The sequence below is a fragment of the Streptomyces sp. NPDC040405 genome (assembly GCF_055595765.1).
On record NZ_JBVIVI010000002.1, the window covers coordinates 81,180 to 102,364 of the forward strand.

Genomic DNA, 21,185 nt, shown 5'->3' on the forward strand with positions numbered 1-21,185 from the left:
GGGATGCCGCAGCTACCGGCTCCCGACTACCCGGCCGAGGTGCGGTCCCGGCTGGAGACGGACGCCGCGGAGGTGATCGCCCGCTACCCGGACAGCCGCAGCGCCCTGCTGCCGCTGCTGCACCTGGTGCAGTCCGAGGAGGGCCATGTCACCCGCACCGGCATGCGGTTCTGCGCCGAGATGCTGGACCTGACCACTGCCGAGGTCACCGCGGTCGCCACCTTCTACACCATGTACCGGCGCAAGGCGTCGGGCGACTACCAGGTCGGGGTGTGCACCAACACCCTGTGCGCGGTGCTGGGCGGGGACGCGATCTTCGAGGAGCTGCAGCGCCATCTGGAGCTGGGCAACGGGGAGACCACCGAGGACGGCAAGGTCACCCTGGAGCACATCGAGTGCAACGCGGCCTGCGACTTCGCCCCCGTGGTGATGGTCAACTGGGAGTTCTTCGACAACCAGACGGTCGGCTCCGCCAAGCAGCTGGTCGACGACCTCCGGGCGGGCCGCGCCGTCACCCCGACCCGGGGCGCGCCGCTGTGCACGTTCAAGGAGACCGCGCGCATCCTCGCCGGTTTCCCCGACCCGCGCCCCGGAGCCGTCGAGGCAGGTGGCTCCGCCGGTCCCGCCTCGCTCGTCGGGCTGCGGCTGGCCAAGGGGGAGGAGGCACCCGGCCGGGTCGTCTCGCCGCGGCACGGGGGCGCCCCACAGGACGAGGCGCCGCCGACGCACCCCAGTTCGCACGACGCGCCACAGCGGACCTCGGCCTCCGATCCGCACCACCCGGCAGGTCCGGTCGCCGAGGAGGGGGAGTGATGACCGTGACGACCGAGCGATCCGAGCACAGCCCCGAGAAGCTGCTGGCACCCGTGCTCTCCGCGCACTGGGACGAGGCGAACTCCTGGGCGCTGCGCGCCTATCTGCGGCACGAGGGCTACCAGGGAAGCGCCAAGGCGCTCGCCATGGACCCCGATGCCGTCATCGCACTGGTGAAGGACGCCGGACTGCGCGGCCGCGGCGGCGCGGGCTTCCCCACCGGGATGAAGTGGCAGTTCATTCCGCAGGGCGACGGCAAGCCGCACTATCTCGTCGTCAACGCCGACGAGTCGGAACCCGGCACCTGCAAGGACATCCCCCTTCTCTACGCCAATCCGCACGCCCTCATCGAGGGCATGGTCATCGCCTGCCACGCCATCCGCTCCGAACACGCCTTCATCTACCTGCGCGGGGAGACCGTGCCGGTGCTGCGGCGGCTGCACGAGGCCGTACGCGAGGCATACGAGGCGGGCTACCTGGGCACGGCCGAGCGGCGCAGGCAGAAGCTCGGGGTGGACGGACTTCCCGGCCTCGACATCACGGTGCACGCGGGCGCGGGCGCGTACATCTGCGGTGAGGAGACCGCGCTGCTGGACTCGTTGGAGGGCCGCCGCGGCCAGCCCCGGCTGCGGCCTCCCTTCCCCGCGGTCGCCGGTCTGTACGCGTGCCCCACTGTTGTCAACAACGTCGAATCCATCGCCTCGGTTCCCTCGATCCTGAACAAGGGCAAGGAATGGTTCCGTTCGATGGGCAGCGAGAAGTCCCCGGGCTTCACGCTGTACTCGCTGTCCGGCCATGTGGCCAGCCCCGGCCAGTTCGAGGGCCCGCTCGGTATCACCCTGCGCCAGCTGCTCGACATGAGCGGCGGCATGCGCCCCGGCCACCGGCTGAAGTTCTGGACGCCCGGCGGCTCGTCCACCCCGCTGCTCACCGAGGAGCACCTCGATGTCCCGCTGGACTACGAGGGCGTGGGCGCGGCCGGGTCGATGCTGGGCACCAAGGCCCTCCAGTGCTTCGACGAGACCACCTGCGTGGTGCGGGCGGTGACCCGCTGGACCGAGTTCTACGCGCATGAATCCTGCGGCAAGTGCACACCCTGCCGCGAGGGCACGTACTGGCTGGTGCAGCTGCTGCGCGACGTGGAGGCGGGCAAGGGGCGCATGTCCGACCTCGACAAGCTGGCCGACATCGCCGACAACATCAACGGCAAGTCGTTCTGCGCGCTGGGCGACGGCGCCGCCAGCCCCATCTTCTCCTCGCTCAAGTACTTCCGGGCGGAGTACGAGCAGCACATCACCGGCGGAGGCTGTCCCTTCGACCCGGCCAAGTCCACCGTCTGGGCCGACGAACCGCGCACCACTCTGGGGGTGACCGCATGACCGTGACCACCAACGCACCCTCGGGAGGCGGGGAGGCAGCGGTGCCGCGAGAAGATCTGGTCTCCGTCACCATCGACGGGATCGAGATCTCCGTCCCGAAGGGGACGCTGGTCATCCGCGCCGCCGAACTCCTCGGGATCGAGATCCCGCGCTTCTGCGACCATCCGCTGCTCGACCCCGCGGGCGCCTGCCGCCAGTGCATCGTCGAGGTGGAGGGCCAGCGCAAGCCGATGGCCTCCTGCACCATCACCTGCACCGACGGCATGGTCGTGAAGACCCAGCTCACCTCGCCGGTCGCCGAGAAGGCGCAGCGCGGGGTGATGGAGCTGCTGCTGATCAACCATCCGCTGGACTGCCCGGTCTGCGACAAGGGCGGTGAATGCCCGCTGCAGAACCAGGCGATGAGCGCCGGACAGTCCGACAGCCGCTTCGAGGGCCAGAAGCGGACGTTCGCCAAGCCGGTCCCGGTCTCGGCCCAGGTGCTGCTGGACCGCGAGCGCTGCGTGCTGTGCGCGCGCTGCACCCGCTTCTCCAACCAGATCGCGGGCGACCCGATGATCGAGCTGCTGGAGCGGGGCGCGCTGCAGCAGGTCGGCACCGGCGAGGGCGACCCGTTCGAGTCGTACTTCTCCGGCAACACCATCCAGATCTGCCCGGTGGGCGCGCTCACCTCGGCCGCGTACCGCTTCCGCTCCCGCCCCTTCGACCTGGTCTCCTCGCCGAGCGTGTGCGAGCACTGCGCGGGCGGCTGCGCGACCCGCACCGACCACCGGCGCGGCAAGGTGATGCGGCGGCTGGCCGCGGACGACCCCGAGGTCAACGAGGAGTGGATCTGCGACAAGGGCCGCTTCGGCTTCCGCTACGCGCAGGCGAAGGACCGGCTCACCACCCCGCTGGTGCGGAACCGCGAGTCGGGGAAGCTGGAGCCCGCGGGCTGGCCCGAGGCGCTGGCGGCGGCGGCCGAGGGGCTGACCGCGGCACGCGGCCGCACCGGGGTGCTGACCGGCGGGCGGCTGACCGTCGAGGACGCGTACGCGTACGCCAAGTTCGCGCGGACCGTCCTGGAGACCAACGACATCGACTTCCGGGCCCGGGCGCACAGCGACGAGGAGGCCGACTTCCTGGCCGCCCACATCGCGGGCCGCGGCCGTGACCTGGACGGCAGCGGGCTGACGTACGCCACGCTGGAGAAGGCCCCCGCGGTGCTGCTGGCCGGATTCGAGGCCGAGGAGGAGGCGCCCGGCGTCTTCCTGCGGCTGCGCAAGGCGCACCGCAAGCACGGCCAGCGCACCTTCTCGCTCGCCACCCACACCACCCGCGGTCTGGAGAAGGCGGGCGGCACCCTGCTCCCCGCCGCGCCCGGCACCGAGACCGAGTGGCTGGACGCGATCGCCGGACGCACCGGTCTGGACGAGGACGGCGAGCGGGCCGCCGAGGCGCTGCGCCAGGAGGGCGCGGTCATCGTCGTCGGCGAGCGGCTGGCCTCGGTGGCGGGCGGACTGACCGCCGCCGTACGGGCCGCGGCCGCCACCGGCGCCACGCTCGCGTGGATCCCGCGCCGGGCGGGCGAACGGGGCGCGATCGAGGCGGGCGCACTGCCCGGGCTGCTGCCCGGCGGCCGCCCGGCGCACGATCCGCGGGCCCGCGAGGAGACCGCCGCGGTGTGGGGGATCTCCGATCTGCCGCACCAGGTGGGCCGCGACACCGGCCAGATCGTGGAGGCCGCGGCGAGCGGCGGGCTCGGCGCGCTGCTGGTCGGCGGCGTCGAGGTGGCGGATCTGCCGGATCCGGCGCGGGCCGTGGCGGCGCTGGACGCGGCGGAGTTCGTGGTCAGCCTGGAACAGCGGCCCTCGGAGGTCACCGAGCGGGCGGACGTGGTGCTTCCGGTCGCGGCGGCCGCCGAGAAGTCCGGCGCGTACCTCAACTGGGAGGGCCGGGCCCGGCCGTTCGAGGCCGCGCTCAAACCGGACCAGATGACCCGTCGGCACACCCTCCCCGACGGCCGGGTGCTGCACATGCTGGCCGACGCCCTCGACGCGGACCTGGCCCTGCCGGACGTGGCGGCCGCCCGCGCCGAGCTGACCCGGCTGGGCACCTGGCAGGGGCTGCGCGCCACCGCCCCGCTGGAGACCGGGGGCCCGCTGCCCCGGCCGTCCGAGGGCGAGGCGGTGCTCGCCGGTCACCGGCTGCTGCTCGACCAGGGCAGGCTTCAGGAGGGCGATCCGGCGCTGGCGGCGACCCGGCACGCCGCGGTGGCCCGGCTCTCGGCGGCGACCGCCGAGGAGGCGGGGGTGCGCGACGGCCAGCCGCTGCGCGTCACCGGCCCGGCGGGCTCCGTCCAACTGCCCCTGTGCGTGACGCCGATGCCCGACCGGGTCGTCTGGCTGCCGCTGGCCTCCACGGGCGGCGGCGCGCAGCGCGATCTGGGCGCCCGCCCCGGTGACGTCGTCACGATCACCGCTCCCGCGACCGAGCCGGAGGTGACCTCATGAGCTATCTCGCCGCAGAGGACCTGTCGATGTTCGGCCACGACCCGTGGTGGCTGGTCCTGATCAAGGCCGTCTTCTGCTTCGCGTTCCTGATGCTGACGGTGCTGATCTCCATCGTCATGGAGCGCAAGGTGATGGGCTGGATGCAGCTGCGCATCGGCCCGAACCGGCACGGGCCATGGGGCATGCTGCAGTCCCTCGCGGACGGCGTGAAGCTGATGCTCAAGGAGGACGTGGTCGTCAAGGGCGCCGACAAGGTGGTCTACGTCCTGGCGCCGATCGTCGCGGCCATCCCGGCCTTCATGGCGGTCGCGGTGATCCCGTTCGGCCCGTCCGGCGGGGAGGTGTCGGTGTTTGGGCACCGCACCGCGATGCAGCTGACCGACCTCCCGATCGCCGTCCTCTATATCCTCGCCACCGCCTCCGTCGGCATCTACGGCATCGTGCTGGCGGGCTGGTCGTCCGGGTCGACGTATCCGCTCCTCGGCGGCCTGCGCTCGTGCGCCCAGATGATCAGCTACGAGATCGCGATGGGCGTGTCCTTCGCGGCGGTGTTCCTCTACTCCGGGTCGATGTCGACCTCGCAGATCGTCGCCTCCCAGCAGGACCGCTGGTATGTGGTGCTGCTCCCGGTCTCGTTCCTCATCTACATCGTGGCGATGGTCGGGGAGACCAACCGGGCGCCGTTCGACATGCCGGAGTCCGAGGGCGACCTGGTGGGCGGCTTCAACACCGAGTACTCGTCGATCAAGTTCGCGCTGTTCATGCTCGCCGAGTACGTCAACATGGTCACCGTCTCGATGGTCGCCGTGACCCTCTTCCTCGGCGGCTGGCGGGCGCCCTGGCCGATCAGCACCTTCTGGGAAGGTGCCAACCACGGCTGGTGGCCCCTGCTGTGGTTCCTCGGCAAGGTCGTCTCGTCGCTGTTCGTCTTCATCTGGATCCGCGCCTCGCTGCCCCGGGTGCGCTACGACCAGTTCATGAAGCTGGGATGGAAGGTCCTCATCCCGATCTCGATGGTCTGGCTGATGCTCGTCGCCACCGTGCGGGCGCTGCGCAACGAGAACTACGACAACCAGTCCATTGTCCTGTACGTCGGCGGCGCGGTGATCACGCTGCTGCTGCTGTCCTTCGTCGTCGACATCTTCCGCGACCGCGGGGCTGCGGCGAAGGGCGAGGCCGGACCGGCGGTGGAGGAGGGCCCCGAGCCCGCCTTCGACCCATTGGCGGGCGGATTCCCGGTGCCGCCGCTGCCCGGCCAGTCCCTGCCGCCCGTACCGCGACGGCGCTCCCGACACGACCGGGAGCTGATTGTCAGTGGTGGCCCCGACACTGTAAGTGACGGAAAGGAGGCCGATGGTGTCTGACTTCCAGAACCCGGTGGCCGGCTTCGGCGTGACCTTCAAGGCCATGTTCAAGAAGCGGCTGACCGAGCAGTACCCCGAGGAGAAGAAGCCCACCGCGCCCCGCTTCCACGGACGCCACCAGCTCAACCGGCATCCGGACGGGCTGGAGAAGTGCATCGGCTGCGAGCTGTGCGCCTGGGCCTGCCCGGCGGACGCGATCTATGTGGAGGGCGCGGACAACACCGACGAGGAGCGCTACTCCCCGGGCGAGCGCTACGGCCGCGTCTACCAGATCAACTATCTGCGCTGCATCCTGTGCGGCCTGTGCGTCGAGGCGTGCCCCACCCGGGCGCTGACCATGACCAATGAGTACGAGCTGGCCGACCGCACCCGCGAATCGCTCATCTACACCAAGGAGGAGCTGCTCGCGGGGCTCACCGACGGCATGGTCGACAGCCCGCACGCCATCTATCCGGGGACGGACGAGCAGGACTACTACCGCGGGCTGGTGACCGAGGCCGCGCCCGGGACCACCCGTCAGACCGCGGTGAGCAAGGGCGAGACGCCCGAGACCGACGGGGAGCAGGCCGAAGAGGAGGTGCAGGCATGAGCGGCGCACTGGCCGCCGCGGCCTCCACCACCTCCACCGGTGAGGCCGTCCAGTTCTGGGTGCTCGGCACCGTCGCCGTGGTCGGCGCGCTGTGCACGATCCTGATGCGCAAGGCCGTGCACAGCGCGCTGAGCCTGGCCGGCACCATGATCGTCCTGGCGATCTTCTACCTCGCCAACGGGGCGTACTTCCTGGGCGTCGTCCAGATCGTCGTCTACACCGGCGCGATCATGATGCTCTTCCTCTTCGTCGTGATGCTGGTCGGTGTCACCGCGGCCGATTCGCTGAAGGAGACCCTGAAGGGGCAGCGCTGGCTCGCCGCCCTGTGCGGGCTCGGCTTCGGCATCCTGCTGTGCGCCGGAATCGGGAACGCCTCGCTGAAGACGTTCGACGGGCTGGCGCAGGCCAACTCCGGCGGCAATGTGGAGGGCCTGGCGGCCCTGGTCTTCACCAAGTACGTCTTCGCCTTCGAGATCACCGGCGCGCTGCTGATCACCGCGGCGGTCGGGGCGATGGTGCTGACCCACCGCGAGCGCACCGAGCGCGCGCTCAGCCAGCGCGAGCAGTCCGAGGCGCGGGTGCGCACCGGCAAGCACGTCCCGCCGCTGCCCGCCCCAGGTGTCTACGCCCGGCACAACGCGGTGGACATCCCCGGTCTGCTGCCGGACGGCACGACCTCGGAGCTGAGCGTCAACGCGACGCTGCGCGCCCGCGGCCAGGTCCGGGACGTCTCCGGTGAGGCGCTGGCGGAGCTGGCGGCGCTGGAGCAGCGCTCGGAGCGCTGGCTGGGGCGGGCGAAGCCCGAAGACGCAGCCGCCGACGACGACTCCGACAGCGCGTCCGAGGACGCCGAGCACCACAAGGGAGTCGCCAAGTGAATCCGGTCAACTACCTCTACCTGGCCGCCCTGTTGTTCACCATCGGTGCGGCCGGGGTCGTGATCCGGCGGAACGCGATCGTCCTCTTCATGTGCGTCGAGCTGATGCTGAACGCGTGCAACCTGGCGTTCGTCACCTTCTCCCGGCTGCACGGCAACCTCGACGGCCAGATCATCGCGTTCTTCACGATGGTCGTCGCGGCGGCGGAGGTCGTGGTCGGCCTCGCGATCATCGTGACCGTCTTCCGCTCCCGCCATTCGGCCTCGGTCGACGACGCCAGCCTGATGAAGCTCTAGAAGGGTCGCGTTCAAGTGGAGAACCTCATCGGATTGCTCGTCGCGGCCCCGCTGCTCGGCGCGGCCCTGTTGCTGTGCGGGGGGCGGCGGCTGGACCGCACCGGCCACTACCTCGGCACGGTGCTCGCGGGCGCCTCCTTCGTGATCGGGGCCGTGCTCTTCGCCGACATGCTCGGCCGGGGCGAGCACGACCGCGCCCTGCACAGCCAGGTCTTCAGCTGGATTCCGGTGGGCGGCTTCCGGGCGGACGTCGCCTTCCAGCTCGACCAGCTGTCGATGACCTTCGTCCTGCTGATCTCGGGTGTGGGCACGCTGATCCACATTTACTCGATCGGCTACATGGCGCACGACGGGCGGCGCCGCCGCTTCTTCGGCTATCTCAATCTCTTCCTCGCGGCCATGCTGCTGCTGGTCCTCGCCGACAACTACCTGTTGCTGTACGTCGGCTGGGAGGGCGTCGGCCTCGCCTCGTACCTGCTCATCGGCTTCTGGCAGCACAAGCCGAGCGCGGCGACGGCGGCGAAGAAGGCGTTCATCGTCAACCGCGTCGGCGACATGGGCCTGTCCATCGCGATCATGCTGATGTTCACGACGTTCGGGACCTTCGCCTTCGCCCCCGTGCTGGCGAACGCGAACGACGCGAGCGAGGGCAAGCTCACCGCCATCGGGCTGATGCTGCTGCTCGCCGCGTGCGGCAAGTCGGCCCAGGTGCCGCTGCAGTCCTGGCTGGGCGACGCGATGGAGGGCCCGACCCCGGTCTCGGCCCTGATCCACGCGGCGACCATGGTGACCGCGGGCGTCTACCTGATCACCCGCTCCGGCGCGATCTTCAACGCGGCGCCCGACGCACAGGCCGCGGTGGTCGCGGTCGGCGCGGTCACGCTGCTGTTCGGTGCGATCGTCGGTTGCGCGAAGGACGACATCAAGAAGGCCCTGGCCGGGTCCACCATGTCGCAGATCGGCTACATGATCCTCGCCGCCGGGCTCGGCCCGATCGGCTACGTCTTCGCGATCATGCACCTGGTCACCCACGGCTTCTTCAAGGCGGGGCTGTTCCTCGGCGCCGGGTCGGTCATGCACGGCATGAACGACGAGGTCGACATGCGCAAGTACGGCGGCCTGCGGAAGTACATGCCGGTCACCTTCGTCACCTTCGGGCTCGGCTACCTCGCCATCATCGGCTTCCCGGGGCTCTCCGGCTTCTGGTCCAAGGACAAGATCATCGAGGCGGCTTTCGCCAAGGGCGGCACCGAGGGCTGGATCCTCGGCGGCGCGGCCCTGCTGGGCGCGGCCATCACCGCGTACTACATGACGCGCGTGATGCTGATGACCTTCTTCGGCGAGAAGCGGTGGGAGCGCGACGCCCAGGGCAACGAGCCGCATCCGCACGAGTCGCCCTCGTCCATGACGATCCCCATGATCGTCCTGGCGGTCGGATCGGTCTTCGCGGGCGGGCTGTTCAGCCTGAACGACGCGTTCCTGAAGTGGCTGGAGCCGGTCACCGGCCACAGCCACGGTCACTCCCCGCTCAGCGCCGCGACCGTCACCGCCGGGACGATGGTCGTCCTGGTCATCGGCGTCGGCCTCGCCTGGGCGCAGTACGGGCGCAAGCCCGTGCCGCGCACCGCGCCGCGCGGCTCCCTGCTCACCCGGGCCGCCCGCCGCGACCTCCTCCAGGACGACTTCAACCACGTCGCGCTCGTCCAGCCCGGCCGCTACCTCACCCGCGGTCTGGTCTACGTCGACCACAAGCTGGTCGACGGGGTGGTCAACGGCACCGCGGCCGGGGTCGGCGGGCTCTCCGGCCGATTGCGCAAGCTCCAGAACGGCTACGCCCGTACGTACGCGGTCTCGATGTTCGGCGGTACGGCGGTTCTCATCGCCGCGACCCTGCTGATGAGGGCGGTCTGAGTCATGTCCTTTCCCCTGCTGACGGCCACGGCCGCGGTGCCCGCGCTGGGCGCGGTCGCCACCGCCGCGGTGCCCGCCGCCCAGCGTGCCGCCGCCAAGTGGGTGGCGCTGGCCTTCTCCCTGGTCACGCTCGCCCTCGCGGCGGTCGTCACGGTCCGCTTCGACCCGGACGGCGGCCGCTTCCAGCTCACCGAATCCCACGCCTGGATCAAGGACTTCGGGGTCCGCTACGAACTGGGCGTGGACGGCATCGCGGTCGCCCTGATCGCGCTCACCGCCCTGCTCATCCCCTTCATCATCCTGGCGGGCTGGCATGACGCCGACCCGCTGGAAGGCGCCCGGCCCAACCGCCGCTGGCGGCCCACCCAGGGCTTCTTCGCGCTGATCCTGCTGGTCGAGGCGATGGTGGTGATCTCCTTCGAGGCCACCGACGTCTTCGTCTTCTACATCTTCTTCGAAGCCATGCTCATCCCGATGTACTTCCTCATCGGCGGCTTCGGGGACCGGGCCGGGGAGCGGTCCGAGGAGGAGACGGCGACCCAGCGCTCCTACGCCGCCGTGAAGTTCCTGCTGTACAACCTGGCGGGCGGGCTGATCATGCTGGCCGCGGTGGTCGGTCTCTACGCGGTCACCGCGGACGACCTGGGCACCGGCACGTTCTCGCTCCAGGAGATCGTTCAGGCGCGGTCGAGCGGACAGCTCGACATGGCGACCAGCACCGAACGGCTGCTGTTCCTGGGCTTCTTCTTCGCCTTCGCGGTGAAGGCCCCGCTGTGGCCGCTGCACACCTGGCTGCCCAACGCGATGGGCGAGTCCACCTCGCCCGTCGCCGTGCTGATCACCGCGGTCGTCGACAAGGTCGGCACCTTCGCGATGCTCCGCTTCTGCCTCCAGCTCTTCCCCGAGGCCAGCAAGTGGGCCACCCCGGTGATCCTGGTCCTCGCGCTCATCAGCATCATCTACGGCGCGCTGCTGGCGATCGGCCAGCGGGACATCAAGCGGCTGATCGCCTACGCGTCGATCTCCCACTTCGGCTTCATCGTCCTCGGCATCTTCGCCATGACCACCCAGGGCCAGGGCGGCGCCACCCTCTACATGGTCAACCACGGCATCTCGACCGCCGCGCTGATGCTGGTGGCCGGGTTCCTCATCACCCGGCGCGGCTCGCGGCTCATCGCCGACTACGGCGGCGTGCAGAAGGTCGCCCCGGTGCTCGCCGGTACCTTCCTGATCGGCGGTCTGGCCACCCTCTCGCTGCCCGGGCTCGCGCCCTTCATCAGCGAATTCCTGGTGCTCGTCGGCGCGTTCAGCCGCTATCCGGTGGTCGGGGTGATCGCCACTCTCGGCATCGTGCTCGCCGCGCTGTACGTCCTCATCCTCTACCAGCGCACCATGACCGGCCCGGTGAAGGAGGAGGTGCGGTCGATGCCCGATCTGCGGCCGCGCGAGCTGCTCGTCGTCGCGCCGCTGATCGCGCTGCTGCTCTTCCTCGGCGTCTACCCCAAGCCGCTGACGGCGATCGTCAACCCGGCGGTCGACCACACGCTGTCCGTGGTGGACGAGAAGGATCCCAAGCCCGATCACCCCGTCACTGACGCGGGCTGGTTCCACTACAGCCCCAAGCCCGAGGGTGCTTCCCACGACGGTGCTTCCGGAGGTGCCAAGTGACCCACGCGGCCACTGTCCACAGCCTGTGGACAACAGCGGCGGCGGCGCCCGACAAGATCCCCGCGCCGCACATCGAATACGGGCAGCTGGCGCCCACCCTGATCGTCCTCGGCGCCGCGATCATCGGCGTACTGATCGAGGCGTTCCTGCCGCGCGCCCAGCGGTATGCCGCGCAGCTGTTCGTCTCCGTCGTCTCCCTCGCCGCGGCCTTCGCGGCCGTCATCGGCCTCGCCGCGAGCGACTACGGCACCGGAAAGGCCCATGTCGCGGCCATGGGCGCGGTCGCCATCGACGGGCCCGCGCTCTTCCTCCAGGGCACCATTCTCCTGGTCGCGCTGGTCTCGGTGTTCACCTTCGCCGAGCGGCGGCTCGACCCGGTCGTCCACGGCAACCGCGTCGACAACTTCGCGGCCCAGGCCGCCGCCATCCCCGGCGGTGAGGCCGAAAAGGACGCCGTCAAGGCCGGGTTCACCACCACCGAGGTCTTTCCGCTGGTCCTCTTCGCGGTGGGCGGCATGCTCGTCTTCCCCGCCGCGAACGATCTGCTGACCCTCTTCGTGGCGCTGGAGGTCTTCTCCCTCCCGCTGTACATCCTGTGCGCCCTCGCCCGGCGCCACCGGATGCTCTCCCAGGAATCCGCCGTCAAGTACTTCCTGCTCGGCGCCTTCTCCTCCGCGTTCCTGCTCTTCGGCATCGCCCTGCTGTACGGCTACGCGGGCACCGTGACGTACGCCGGTATCGCGGACGTCGTCGACGGCCAGGTCCGCAACGTCACCCCGGCGCTCGCCGGGACCATGGGCAATGACGCGCTGCTGCTCCTCGGCGGGGCGCTGGTGCTGATGGGTCTGCTGTTCAAGATCGGCGCCGTCCCGTTCCACATGTGGACCCCGGACGTCTACCAGGGCGCCCCCACCCCGGTCACCGGCTTCATGGCCGCGGCCACGAAGGTGGCGGCCTTCGGCGCGCTGCTGCGGCTGCTGTACGTCGTCCTGCCGGGGCTGCGGTGGGACTGGCGGCCGGTGATGTGGGGCATCGCCATCGTCACCATGCTGGGCGGTGCGATCGTCGCCGTCACCCAGACCGATGTGAAGCGGCTGCTGGCCTACTCCTCCATCGCCCACGCCGGGTTCATCCTCGCCGGTGTCATCGCCACGACCCCCGAGGGCATCTCCTCCGTCCTCTTCTACCTCGCCGCGTACTCCTTCGTGACCCTCGGCGCCTTCGCCGTGGTCACCCTGGTGCGCGACGCGGGGGGCGAGGCCACGCACCTGTCGAAGTGGGCCGGTCTCGGCCGCCGTTCGCCCCTGGTGGCCGCCGTCTTCGCGGTCTTCCTGCTGGCCTTCGCGGGTATCCCGCTGACCAGCGGTTTCGCGGGGAAGTTCGCGGTCTTCAAGGCGGCGGCGGACGGGGGTGCGGGGGCGCTGGTCGTGATCGGTGTGATCTCGTCGGCGATCGCGGCCTTCTTCTACATCCGGGTCATCGTGCTGATGTTCTTCAGCGAACCCCGTACGGACGGCCCGTCCGTGGCCGTCCCGAGCCCCCTGACCTCATCGGCGATCGCGATCGGCGTCGCGGTCACGGTGGTGCTGGGGGTGGCCCCGCAGTACTTCCTCGACCTGGCAGGCCAAGCGGGCGTCTTCGTGCGCTAGCCGCCCCACTCGATGCCAGGGCCTCCGCCCCGGCCCGGACACCGCGAATGGTGTCCGCGCCGGGGCGGAGGCGCGCAGCGGGGGTCTTTCCCCACCCCGCCCCTTCCCGAAACCGTGGGCCGCGCCCCCGGCCCCCGCCCGGGGCGCATCCGCGCGGCCCTCGGGCCCGGCACGGTGGTCGGCAGTGGCCCAGGGCCAACCGCCTCCGCCGGAGGTACGGGGCGGAGCCCCGTGAGGGGCCGTGGGCTGCGCCCCGGCCCGCGCCCGGGGCGCATCCGCGCGGCTACGTATCCAGCCCGCACCGGCCGGGGCAGGCCGGGGCGGAGACAGCCAGGTGCGCGGCACGGGCCCGGCTCGGTGGTGGGCAGTGGGCCGGGGCCAACCGCGTCCGCCGGAGGTACGGGGCGGAGTCCCGTGAGGGGGTCCAGGGGCGCAGCCCCTGGTTTCGGGAAGGGGCGGGATCGGGGAAAGGCACCCACGCACCCCGGCCCGGACACCACCGCCGCCCCCACCCCCCTAGGCCGGGGCCTTGGCCGCGTAGGCGCGGACGTCGGCGTCCGGGTCGGAGTGGACCGTGGACAGGGCCTCGCGGGCGGACGGTTCATGGTCCGCCAGGGGGAGCAGGGCCAGCACCGCCGCCTTGCGGACGTCGGCGTGCGGGTCGGTCAGGGCGCGGGCCAGGGCGGGGACGCCGAGGTCCGGGGAGGCGGCGGACAGGGCCGTCGCCGCGCCCCGGCGGACCTGCCAGGCGGGGTCATCCAGCGCCGCCAGGGCCTCCGCGTCGAGTGGCGGCGGGCAGCCCGCCGAGGCCAGGGCCTCCAGGGCGGCGGCCCGTACGAGGACGTCCCCGTCCCGCAGCAGCGGCGTGAGGAGGCGGCGGGCGTCGGCCGCCGGGCCGCCGGGCGCCAGGGTGCCCAGCGCGCCCGCCGTCGCCACCCGCACCTCGCGCGACGCGTCCGCCGTACCCGGCTCCAGCGCGGCGAGGGCGTCCACCGACACCAGCCCCCGCACCGCCTGGAGGCGGACCTCGATCGCCGCGTCCGCCAGCGCCCGCGCGAACAGCTGCGCGTCGCCGAGTCCCAGGGCGCGCAGGACGTCCAGGGCCGCTGCCCGTACCGACGGATCGGCGACCGCGAGGGCGTGCAGCAGCGGTGCGCGGAGGGCCGGTTCGGGGGGCAGGACCTCCACCAGTTCGCGCAGCGACGCCGCGGCCCCGGCGCGTACCCCGGCGTCCGCGTCGGCCAGCGCCGCCGCCAGGGCCGGGCCGGTGCCCGGTGGGGCGGTCTCGGTGAGGGTGGCGACGGCGGCCCGGCGCACCGCCGGGTCCGGATCGGCCAGATAGGGCCGCAGGGCCGGGAGTTCGGGCTGCTCCTCGGCGAGGGCGAGGAGTTCGAGGATGCGGGGGGAGGCGGGAGGGGCGGATGCCGGCGCCTCCTGGGGCCGAGGGGCGCCCGCGGGCGCCCCCGACCCGCGCGGTGCGGCCTCGCGCGGCCCCGCCGTGGCGACCTGCTCGGGGTGCACCTCGCCGATCGGGCGGGCGGCCCCGCCGACCGGCGCGTACTCGTCGATCGGCACGAGGTACGGGGCGACCGGCCGGGCCGTGAACTCCATCGCCCCCGAGGCCGACTTCCGCAGATCCAGATGGTGCAGCCAGTCCGTGTCGTCCCGGCGCGGATGGTCGGTGCGCTCGTGGTAGAGCCCCCACCGGCTCTCGGTCCGGGCGAGCGAGGACCGCGCCGCCATCTCGGCGCAGTCGCGGATGAAGGTGACCTCCGCGCAGCGCATCAGTTCGTGCGCGGTGCGGGCGCCCATCTCGGCGATGTCGCCGCGCATCCGCTCGAACGCCTCGACGGCCAGGGACAGCCGGGCGCCGCTCTTGGGCGGGGCGACGTAGTCGTTCACGAAGCGCCGCAACTTGTACTCGACCTGCGGCTGCGGCGGCCCGTCCGGGTTCCGCAGCGGTGCGTAGACGAGGGCGTGCGCGTCGGCGAGCTGGTCGCGGGGGAGTTCGCCGTCGTACGCCCGGTAGCGCGCGGCGTCCGCACCCGCCAGGTCGCCGAAGACGAACGCCCCGATCATGTAGTTGTGCGGTACGCACGCCAGGTCCCCGGCCGCGTACAGCCCCGGCACCGTGGTGCGCGCGTGTTCGTCGACCCGTACGCCCGAGGCCGAATGGCCGCCGCACAGGCCGATCTCGGAGATGTGCATCTCCACGTCGTGGGTGCGGTAGTCATGGCCGCGGCCCGCGTGGAAGGCGGCGCGGGTGGGGCGTTCGGTGGAGTGCAGGATGGACTCCAGCGCGGCCACGGACTCCTCCGGCAGATGGCTGAGCTTCAGATAAACCGGGCCGCGCTCGCTCGCCACCTCCGCCGCGAATTCGGACATCATCTGGCCCGACCAGTAGTCGGAGTCGACGAACCGCTCACCGTGCCGGTTGACCTGGTAGCCGCCGAAGGGGTTGGCGACATAGGCGCAGGCCGGGCCGTTGTAGTCCTTGATCAGCGGGTTGATCTGGAAGCATTCGATCCCGGTCAGCTCGGCGCCCGCGTGGTACGCCATGGCGTAGCCGTCGCCCGCGTTCGTGGGGTTCTCGTACGTCCCGTACAGATAGCCGCTGGCGGGCAGCCCGAGGCGGCCGCAGGCGCCGGTGGCGAGGATGACGGCCCCGGCGCGGACGGCGACGAAGTCCCCGGTGCGGGTGTGGAAGGCGGCGGCGCCGACGGCACGGCCGCCCGCGGTCAGGACGCGGACCGGCATGAGGCGGTTCTCGATGCGGATCCGCTCGCGCATCTCGCGCCGCCGCAGCTGCCGGTAGAGGACCTTCTTGACGTCCTTGCCCTCGGGCATCGGCAGGACGTACGAGCCGGAGCGGTGCACCTGGCGGACGGCGTACTCGCCGTGCTCGTCCTTCTCGAACTTCACCCCGTACCGCTCCAGGCGCTTGACCATGTCGAAGCCCCGGGTGGCGGTCTGCCGGACGGTGGACTGGTCGACGATGCCGTCGTTGGCGCGGGTGATCTCGGCGACGTAGTCGTCGGGTTCGGCCCGGCCGGGGACGACGGCGTTGTTGACGCCGTCCATGCCCATGGCGAGCGCGCCGGAGTGGCGGACGTGCGCCTTCTCCAGCAGCAGGACGGAGGCGCCGCGCTCGGCCGCGGTGAGCGCGGCCATCGTGCCGGCCGTGCCGCCGCCGATCACCAGGACGTCGCAGGACAGCTCCTCGGCGTCGTCGAGGCCGGGGATCTCCAGGGGGTGCTCGGTTGTCACGAGAGGCCCTTTCACGTACCGAGGGATTCGAGGACCTGGCGGCGCAGCGCGACGGTCGCGGCGGCGTCGTGCGCGGCGCGCTCGCGCGGATGCGGTACGCCGAGCACCCGGGCCGCGCCCGCGCCGTCCAGGAGGGCGATGCGGTCGCCGAGGAAGACCGCCTCGTCCACGTCATGGGTGACGAAGACGACGGTGGCGTGCGTACCGTCCAGCACCTCCACCAGCAGCCGCTGCATCCCCGCCCGGGTCTGCGCGTCGAGCGCGCCGAACGGCTCGTCCATCAGGACGGCGCGCGGCGCACCGGCCAGCGCGCGGGCGAGCTGTACGCGCTGCCGCTGCCCGCCGGAGAGCTGGTGCGGAAGGCGCCGGGCGTGGCCGGTGAGCCCGACCCGTTCCAGCCACTCCGCGGCCCGGCCCCGGCGCGCGGTCCGGGGCTCGCCCCGGATGGCGAGGGGGAGTTCCACATTGGCGCGGACGGTGCGCCAGGGGAGCAGCGCGTCGTCCTGGAAGACCAGGGCGCGGTCCGCGTGGGGGCGGGTGAGCGGCTCGCCGTCCTGGGTGACCTGGCCGCCGAGGACCGGCAGCAGTCCGGCCAGGGTGCGCAGCAGGGTCGACTTGCCGCAGCCGGAGGGGCCGACGACGGTCAGCACCTCGCCGGGCGGTATGTCCAGGTCGAGGCCGTGCAGGACCGGCGCCCCGGGGCGGCCCAGCACGGCGCCGCGCAGCTCCAGCCGCAGACCGGGCGGGGCGGGGGCGGCGGTCCGCGGGGCGGTGGTGACGTCGGGCGTGGTCACGGTGTGCCCTTCCCTGGGAGGTGCGCCGACGGGGCCGTGTTCTCGGTGCGCGGCAGCCAGCGGGTCAGCCGACGGCCCGCCAGCTCCACCGCGGTGGAGGTCAGCCAGCCGAGGAGGCCGATGGTGGTCATGCCGACGAAGACGCCCGGATAGTCGACGATCGTGTAGTCCTGCCAGGTGCGATAGCCGACCCCGTACGCGCCGGAGATCATCTCGGCGGAGATCACGCAGATCCATGAGACGCCGATGCCGACCGACAGCCCGCCGAGGATGCCGGGCAGCGCGCCCGGCAGGACCACCGAGCCGAGGATGCGCCACCGTCCGCCGCCCATGGTCAGCACGGCCTCCTCCCACACCGGGGTCAGGGCGCGCACCGCGTGCCGGGTGCTGACCATGACCGGGAAGAAGGCGGCGGAGAAGGTGATGAAGACGATGCCCTGTTCATTGCTGGGGAACAGCAGGATCGCGACCGGGACGAGGGCGATGGCCGGGATCGGGCGGAGGACTTCGAGGACCGGGCTCAGCAGATCGGACGCGAGCGGCGAGCGGGCGATGGCGGTGCCGACGACGACGCCGAGGACCGCGGCGAGCGCGAAGCCGGTGACGATGCGGGTGAGGCTGTCGGTCAGGTCCTGCCAGTACGAGCCGGTGGCCAGGCGCCCGGCGAAAGTGTGGGCGACCTGGGTGACGGTCGGGAACTGCGCGAACCGCAGCCACAGGGTGACCTTCAGCGTGGTGAGCAGCTGCCACAGGCCGAGCGCGGCCAGCAGCGAGGCGGCGCGCAGGGCGTACCGCGGCCAGGGGCGGCGCCGCCGTGGCGCGGTGCCGACGGCCGGGCGGACAGGGGCGGTCGCCGTGTTTCCTCCGGCGGTGGTGGTCACCGCGTCTTCTTCCGCGGAGGTGGTCACTTCGCCTCCTTCAGCGCCGTGCCGTACGACACGAGCCGGGCGCCGGGGTGCGCGGCGATCCACGTACGGGCGTTGGCGACCGTGACGAACGCGCGCGGCTGCCCGCCGTCCTCGGCCCACACCGCCCGGTCCGCGAACCAGCGCGTCCCGGTGGCCGCGTCCGGCACGTACGCCGCCCGGACCCGGCCCTGGTGGGCGGCGGTGAAGCGGAGCAGTGCGGCGGAGGAGGGGAAGCCGCGGACCGTGTTCTCTCCCTTGAGCCACACCTGGTCGGAGGAGGCGGGCGGGGCGGCGCTCAGCGCCTTCGCGTATGCGCCCGCGCTCCCGTACGCCCGTTTGATGAAGCGGTCGTCGACAAAGGACTTCACGTCCACCGGGCCGGTCAGTTTGGCCTTGCGCAGGATCGGGACGTCCTTCTTGAGGGCCGCGATCAGGGCGGGCTTGAGGGCGGGGCCGAAGGTCGCGATGCCGCCCGCGCCGTTGTAGAGGTAGACCACCTCGGGCGGCAGTCCGGTCGCCTTCGCCACCTTCTGGGCGGCGGGCAGCGGATGGTCGTTCAGATAGCGGGTGGCGTCGATCTGGGCGGACAGGAACGCCTGGAGGACGTCCGGGTTCTGCTTCGCGAACGCGTCGCGCGCGGTGACCCCGTGGAACGTCGGCAGGTTCAGCCGGGCGCCGTCGTACAGCGCCTTGGCCTTCCCCTGGAACGCCAGCAGCCCCGGCCAGGCCACGAACTGCGAGAGGGCGTCCGCGCTGCCCGCCTCCAGGGCGGAGGCGCCGACGGCGGGCTGCTGGTTGAGCTTCCCGATGCCGTTCTCGGGGTCGATACCGGCCTTTTGGAGGGCGCGGACGAGCGTCCCGTCGGCGGCCGAACCGACGCTCGTGGAGACCTTCTTGCCGCGCAGACCGGACAGGTCGCGCAGCTTCGATCCGGGCGCGGTGACGATGGTGTTGAGGCCGCCGCGCAGGTTGTAGCCGGTCGCGGAGACCAGGCGGGTGGGGGCGTTCAGCTGGGTGCCGCGCCCGGAGTTGATCAGTAGCGGGAAGTCGCCCATCGAGCCGATGTCGACCTTTCCGGCCACCATCTGCGCGGTGATGGGCGCCCCGGTGGCGTAGTCCTGCCACTTCACCTTGTACGTGACGCCCTTGCGGTGGCCGAGGGCGCGCAGTTCGCGCTCGAAGTAGCCGAGCGAGCGCAGCAGGGTGCCCGCGGTCGTGGTGTTGATGGTCTTGGACTGGTAGCCGACGGTGACGGTCACGGTGTTGCCGCCCGCTTCCGCGTCGCCGCCGCAGCCGGTCAGGGACAGCAGCAGGGCACCGGCGGCAAGGGCGGCCGGAAGGGTCGTGCGCTGCATCGGGGGGCCTTTCACCTCAGGAGATAGGGCATGTTGACCGTGACCGCGTCGGTGGGACAGCGCGCGGCGCACGGGCCGCAGTACCAGCACTCGTCCACGTGCATGTACGCCTTGCCGCTGTCGGGGTGGATCGCGAGGGAGTCCAGGGGGCACATGTCCACGCACAGGGTGCAGCCGTCGATGCACTTCGACTCGTCGATCGTCACGGGAACGTCGGCGCGCTGGGGCGTCAGAGGCATGGCTGTCTCCAGAGAGGGCGTGAAAGGGGGTGAAGGGGGCTTTCGGGACGTTTTCTACGCGGTACGGCGCAGCAGTCCGCTCATGGTGATCCGGTCGCCGCGGAACCGGATGAACTCCAGGTCCACCGGGCGGCCGTCGGCCAGGTGGCTGAGCCGTTCCAGCATGAGGACGGCCGCGCCGCGCGGGGCCTGGAGCACGGCGGCCGAGTGCGCGTCGGCGTTGACGGCCTCGACGGTGATCTCGGCGGTGCCGAGCCGCTGTCCGGTGATCTTCTCGATCAGCCGGAAGACGTCGGTGTTCTCCAGGTCGGCGCCCAGCAGCTCGGCGCCGATGTCCATGGGGAGGTAGGTGAGGTCGAGGGAGAGCGGAAGGCCGTCTAGCTGCCGCAGCCGCTCGACGTAGAGGACATCGGTACGGACGGGGACGCGCAGCCGGTCGGCGACGCAGGCCGGGGCGGGTACCGGACCGACGGTGCGCACCTCGTTGGTGACCCGGCCGTGTTCCTTCAGGGTTTCGGCCAGCCCCTGGAGGCGGTCGAGGCCGTGCGGGTACTTCTCGGCCACGACCACCGTGCCCACACCCGGCTGCCGCTCCACCAGACCCTCGGCGCGCAGCAGGCCGAGCGCCAGGCGCACGGTGTTGCGGGACGCGCCGTAGTCCGCGCCGAGCGCGTCCTCCAGCGGCAGGACGCCGCCGGGGAACTCCCCGGCGAGGATCTGGTGGCGGAGCAGATCGGCGAGCTGCCTGGCCTGGTCGGCGCGCAACCGTCGGCGGCGCGCGGCGGCGAGCGGCGGGGCGTGCTCGCGGGTGCGTTCGCGGGTGCGTTCGGCTGGCATCGGCCGGCTCCGGGGTGTGCTGGGCGGCGGGTCTGTCCGGACCATACCGACGGGGCCGGTGCGATGGTGTTGCCAGTACATTGCGCCACCTGGCGGCCCGTTGGATACCGCCCTGACCTGCGCCTTTTATGGCCGCGGAAGCAAGATCTGCCACTGCGCGCGGCGAGCCCCCGGCAATTCGCCGGGGGCTCGCGTGCCGTGGATCAGCGGGTCGCGGATCGGTGGGTGATCAGCTGGAGGGGAGGTTCGTCGGCAGGTCGGTGGGGATGTCGGAGGGGAGCTTGGTCGGAATGTTCGACGGGAAGTCGCTGGGGGAGGTGGTCCGGGTGAACGTGTCGTTCTCGGAGAGCGCGTCCCAGTCGACTGTGAGCGTCTTGCCGTCGCCGCTCGGGGCCACCTTGCCCATGGTGCGGTCCGTGTTGCCGTCCGCGCATTTGAACATCAGCATCTTCTCGCCGGTGTCGGTGTACTCACCGGTGCACATGTGCTTGCCCGCGATCAGGGTGGCCTTCTCGCCGCCGATGGACAGGATGACCGTCTGGCCGCCGCTCTTGGCGACATAGGCGCCGGTGATCTTGGAGTCCGAGCCGCCCGCCGCCGGGGCGCTCGACTCCTGCGCCGACGGGGTGTCCTTGGAGGTGTCCTTCTTCCCCTCGTCGCTGTCGCTGCCGCACGCCGTGAGCAGGAGGGCGGCCGCGGCCACCGTCCCGGCGATGCTCGCTGCCTTCTTCACGCGCTTCTCCTCG

Annotated in this window: 17 protein-coding genes; 10 read left to right on the plus strand and 7 right to left on the minus strand. The window is 71.7% G+C overall.

What is annotated here, in order from left to right; translation table 11 throughout:
- The first annotated feature begins 3 nt into the window (after positions 1-3).
- The 10 genes from nuoE to nuoN are packed head-to-tail and all read left to right on the plus strand — an operon-like array spanning position 4 to position 13,039.
- Positions 4-813 (plus strand): NADH-quinone oxidoreductase subunit NuoE, encoded by an 810-nt coding sequence (gene nuoE / locus ACZ59A_RS07575; RefSeq protein ID WP_468054508.1) that lies wholly within the window; start codon positions 4-6, stop codon positions 811-813.
- Positions 813-2,192 carry an NADH-quinone oxidoreductase subunit NuoF gene (gene nuoF / locus ACZ59A_RS07580; RefSeq protein ID WP_470954906.1) on the plus strand — a complete coding sequence of 460 codons (1,380 nt, stop codon included), beginning with the start codon at positions 813-815 and terminating at the stop codon, positions 2,190-2,192. Before nuoE ends, nuoF begins: the two co-directional genes overlap by 1 nt.
- On the plus strand, positions 2,189-4,684 hold the full coding sequence (locus ACZ59A_RS07585; RefSeq protein ID WP_470954909.1) for an NADH-quinone oxidoreductase subunit G: 2,496 nt from the start codon (positions 2,189-2,191) through the stop codon (positions 4,682-4,684). Before nuoF ends, ACZ59A_RS07585 begins: the two co-directional genes overlap by 4 nt.
- Positions 4,681-6,048: an NADH-quinone oxidoreductase subunit NuoH gene (gene nuoH / locus ACZ59A_RS07590; protein WP_470954912.1), complete on the plus strand. Its 1,368-nt coding sequence runs from the start codon at positions 4,681-4,683 to the stop codon at positions 6,046-6,048. The genes ACZ59A_RS07585 and nuoH overlap by 4 nt, the downstream gene beginning before the upstream one ends.
- On the plus strand, positions 6,038-6,637 hold the full coding sequence (nuoI, locus tag ACZ59A_RS07595) for an NADH-quinone oxidoreductase subunit NuoI (protein ID WP_470954915.1): 600 nt from the start codon (positions 6,038-6,040) through the stop codon (positions 6,635-6,637). Before nuoH ends, nuoI begins: the two co-directional genes overlap by 11 nt.
- On the plus strand, positions 6,634-7,515 hold the full coding sequence (locus ACZ59A_RS07600) for an NADH-quinone oxidoreductase subunit J (protein WP_470954918.1): 882 nt from the start codon (positions 6,634-6,636) through the stop codon (positions 7,513-7,515). Before nuoI ends, ACZ59A_RS07600 begins: the two co-directional genes overlap by 4 nt.
- Entirely contained in the window at positions 7,512-7,811 is a 300-nt protein-coding gene (gene nuoK, locus ACZ59A_RS07605) for an NADH-quinone oxidoreductase subunit NuoK (protein ID WP_009715954.1), read from the plus strand. Before ACZ59A_RS07600 ends, nuoK begins: the two co-directional genes overlap by 4 nt.
- 15 nt (positions 7,812-7,826) lie before the next feature.
- Positions 7,827-9,722 carry an NADH-quinone oxidoreductase subunit L gene (gene nuoL / locus ACZ59A_RS07610; RefSeq protein ID WP_470954921.1) on the plus strand — a complete coding sequence of 632 codons (1,896 nt, stop codon included), beginning with the start codon at positions 7,827-7,829 and terminating at the stop codon, positions 9,720-9,722.
- 3 nt (positions 9,723-9,725) lie between these two features.
- Positions 9,726-11,390, plus strand: coding sequence for an NADH-quinone oxidoreductase subunit M (locus ACZ59A_RS07615; RefSeq protein ID WP_468054351.1), 1,665 nt, complete (start codon positions 9,726-9,728; stop codon positions 11,388-11,390).
- The gene (gene nuoN, locus ACZ59A_RS07620) at positions 11,387-13,039 is read left to right on the plus strand and encodes an NADH-quinone oxidoreductase subunit NuoN (RefSeq protein ID WP_468054349.1); all 1,653 of its coding nucleotides are present in this window, start codon (positions 11,387-11,389) and stop codon (positions 13,037-13,039) included. The genes ACZ59A_RS07615 and nuoN overlap by 4 nt, the downstream gene beginning before the upstream one ends.
- 516 nt (positions 13,040-13,555) lie before the next feature.
- Here the strand turns inward: nuoN and ACZ59A_RS07625 are convergent.
- The 7 genes from ACZ59A_RS07625 to ACZ59A_RS07655 all read right to left on the minus strand — a co-directional run bounded on the left by ACZ59A_RS07625 (position 13,556) and on the right by ACZ59A_RS07655 (position 21,172).
- Positions 13,556-16,306 carry a fumarate reductase/succinate dehydrogenase flavoprotein subunit gene (locus ACZ59A_RS07625; RefSeq protein WP_470954924.1) on the minus strand — a complete coding sequence of 917 codons (2,751 nt, stop codon included), beginning with the start codon at positions 16,304-16,306 and terminating at the stop codon, positions 13,556-13,558.
- 11 nt (positions 16,307-16,317) lie between these two features.
- Complete coding sequence (locus ACZ59A_RS07630; RefSeq protein ID WP_470954927.1) at positions 16,318-17,100, minus strand: ABC transporter ATP-binding protein; 783 nt, start codon at positions 17,098-17,100, stop codon at positions 16,318-16,320.
- On the minus strand, positions 17,097-17,885 hold the full coding sequence (locus tag ACZ59A_RS07635; protein WP_470957794.1) for an ABC transporter permease: 789 nt from the start codon (positions 17,883-17,885) through the stop codon (positions 17,097-17,099). Before ACZ59A_RS07635 ends, ACZ59A_RS07630 begins: the two co-directional genes overlap by 4 nt.
- 119 nt (positions 17,886-18,004) lie before the next feature.
- Positions 18,005-19,363: an ABC transporter substrate-binding protein gene (locus ACZ59A_RS07640; protein ID WP_470954929.1), complete on the minus strand. Its 1,359-nt coding sequence runs from the start codon at positions 19,361-19,363 to the stop codon at positions 18,005-18,007.
- A gap of 11 nt (positions 19,364-19,374) precedes the next feature.
- A complete protein-coding gene (locus ACZ59A_RS07645) occupies positions 19,375-19,602 on the minus strand; it encodes a 4Fe-4S dicluster domain-containing protein (protein WP_358627876.1) in 228 nt (75 codons plus the stop codon).
- A gap of 54 nt (positions 19,603-19,656) precedes the next feature.
- The gene (locus tag ACZ59A_RS07650; RefSeq protein ID WP_470954931.1) at positions 19,657-20,439 is read right to left on the minus strand and encodes a GntR family transcriptional regulator; all 783 of its coding nucleotides are present in this window, start codon (positions 20,437-20,439) and stop codon (positions 19,657-19,659) included.
- Between the two features lie 229 nt (positions 20,440-20,668).
- Positions 20,669-21,172, minus strand: a complete 504-nt coding sequence (locus ACZ59A_RS07655; RefSeq protein ID WP_470954934.1) for a hypothetical protein — start codon at positions 21,170-21,172, stop codon at positions 20,669-20,671.
- Between the last annotated feature and the right edge of the window lie 13 nt (positions 21,173-21,185).

What these genes read in the sequence shown, in the direction of transcription:
- ACZ59A_RS07600 (WP_470954918.1), top strand. Translation starts at nt 6,634, where the DNA reads ATGAGCGGCGCACTGGCCGCCGCGGCCTCCACCACCTCCACCGGTGAG.
- ACZ59A_RS07650 (WP_470954931.1), bottom strand. Translation starts at nt 20,439, where the DNA reads ATGCCAGCCGAACGCACCCGCGAACGCACCCGCGAGCACGCCCCGCCG.
- ACZ59A_RS07585 (WP_470954909.1), top strand. Translation starts at nt 2,189, where the DNA reads ATGACCGTGACCACCAACGCACCCTCGGGAGGCGGGGAGGCAGCGGTG.
- ACZ59A_RS07615 (WP_468054351.1), top strand. Translation starts at nt 9,726, where the DNA reads ATGTCCTTTCCCCTGCTGACGGCCACGGCCGCGGTGCCCGCGCTGGGC.
- ACZ59A_RS07645 (WP_358627876.1), bottom strand. Translation starts at nt 19,602, where the DNA reads ATGCCTCTGACGCCCCAGCGCGCCGACGTTCCCGTGACGATCGACGAG.
- nuoI (WP_470954915.1), top strand. Translation starts at nt 6,038, where the DNA reads ATGGTGTCTGACTTCCAGAACCCGGTGGCCGGCTTCGGCGTGACCTTC.
- nuoH (WP_470954912.1), top strand. Translation starts at nt 4,681, where the DNA reads ATGAGCTATCTCGCCGCAGAGGACCTGTCGATGTTCGGCCACGACCCG.
- nuoF (WP_470954906.1), top strand. Translation starts at nt 813, where the DNA reads ATGACCGTGACGACCGAGCGATCCGAGCACAGCCCCGAGAAGCTGCTG.
- nuoE (WP_468054508.1), top strand. Translation starts at nt 4, where the DNA reads ATGCCGCAGCTACCGGCTCCCGACTACCCGGCCGAGGTGCGGTCCCGG.
- ACZ59A_RS07640 (WP_470954929.1), bottom strand. Translation starts at nt 19,363, where the DNA reads ATGCAGCGCACGACCCTTCCGGCCGCCCTTGCCGCCGGTGCCCTGCTG.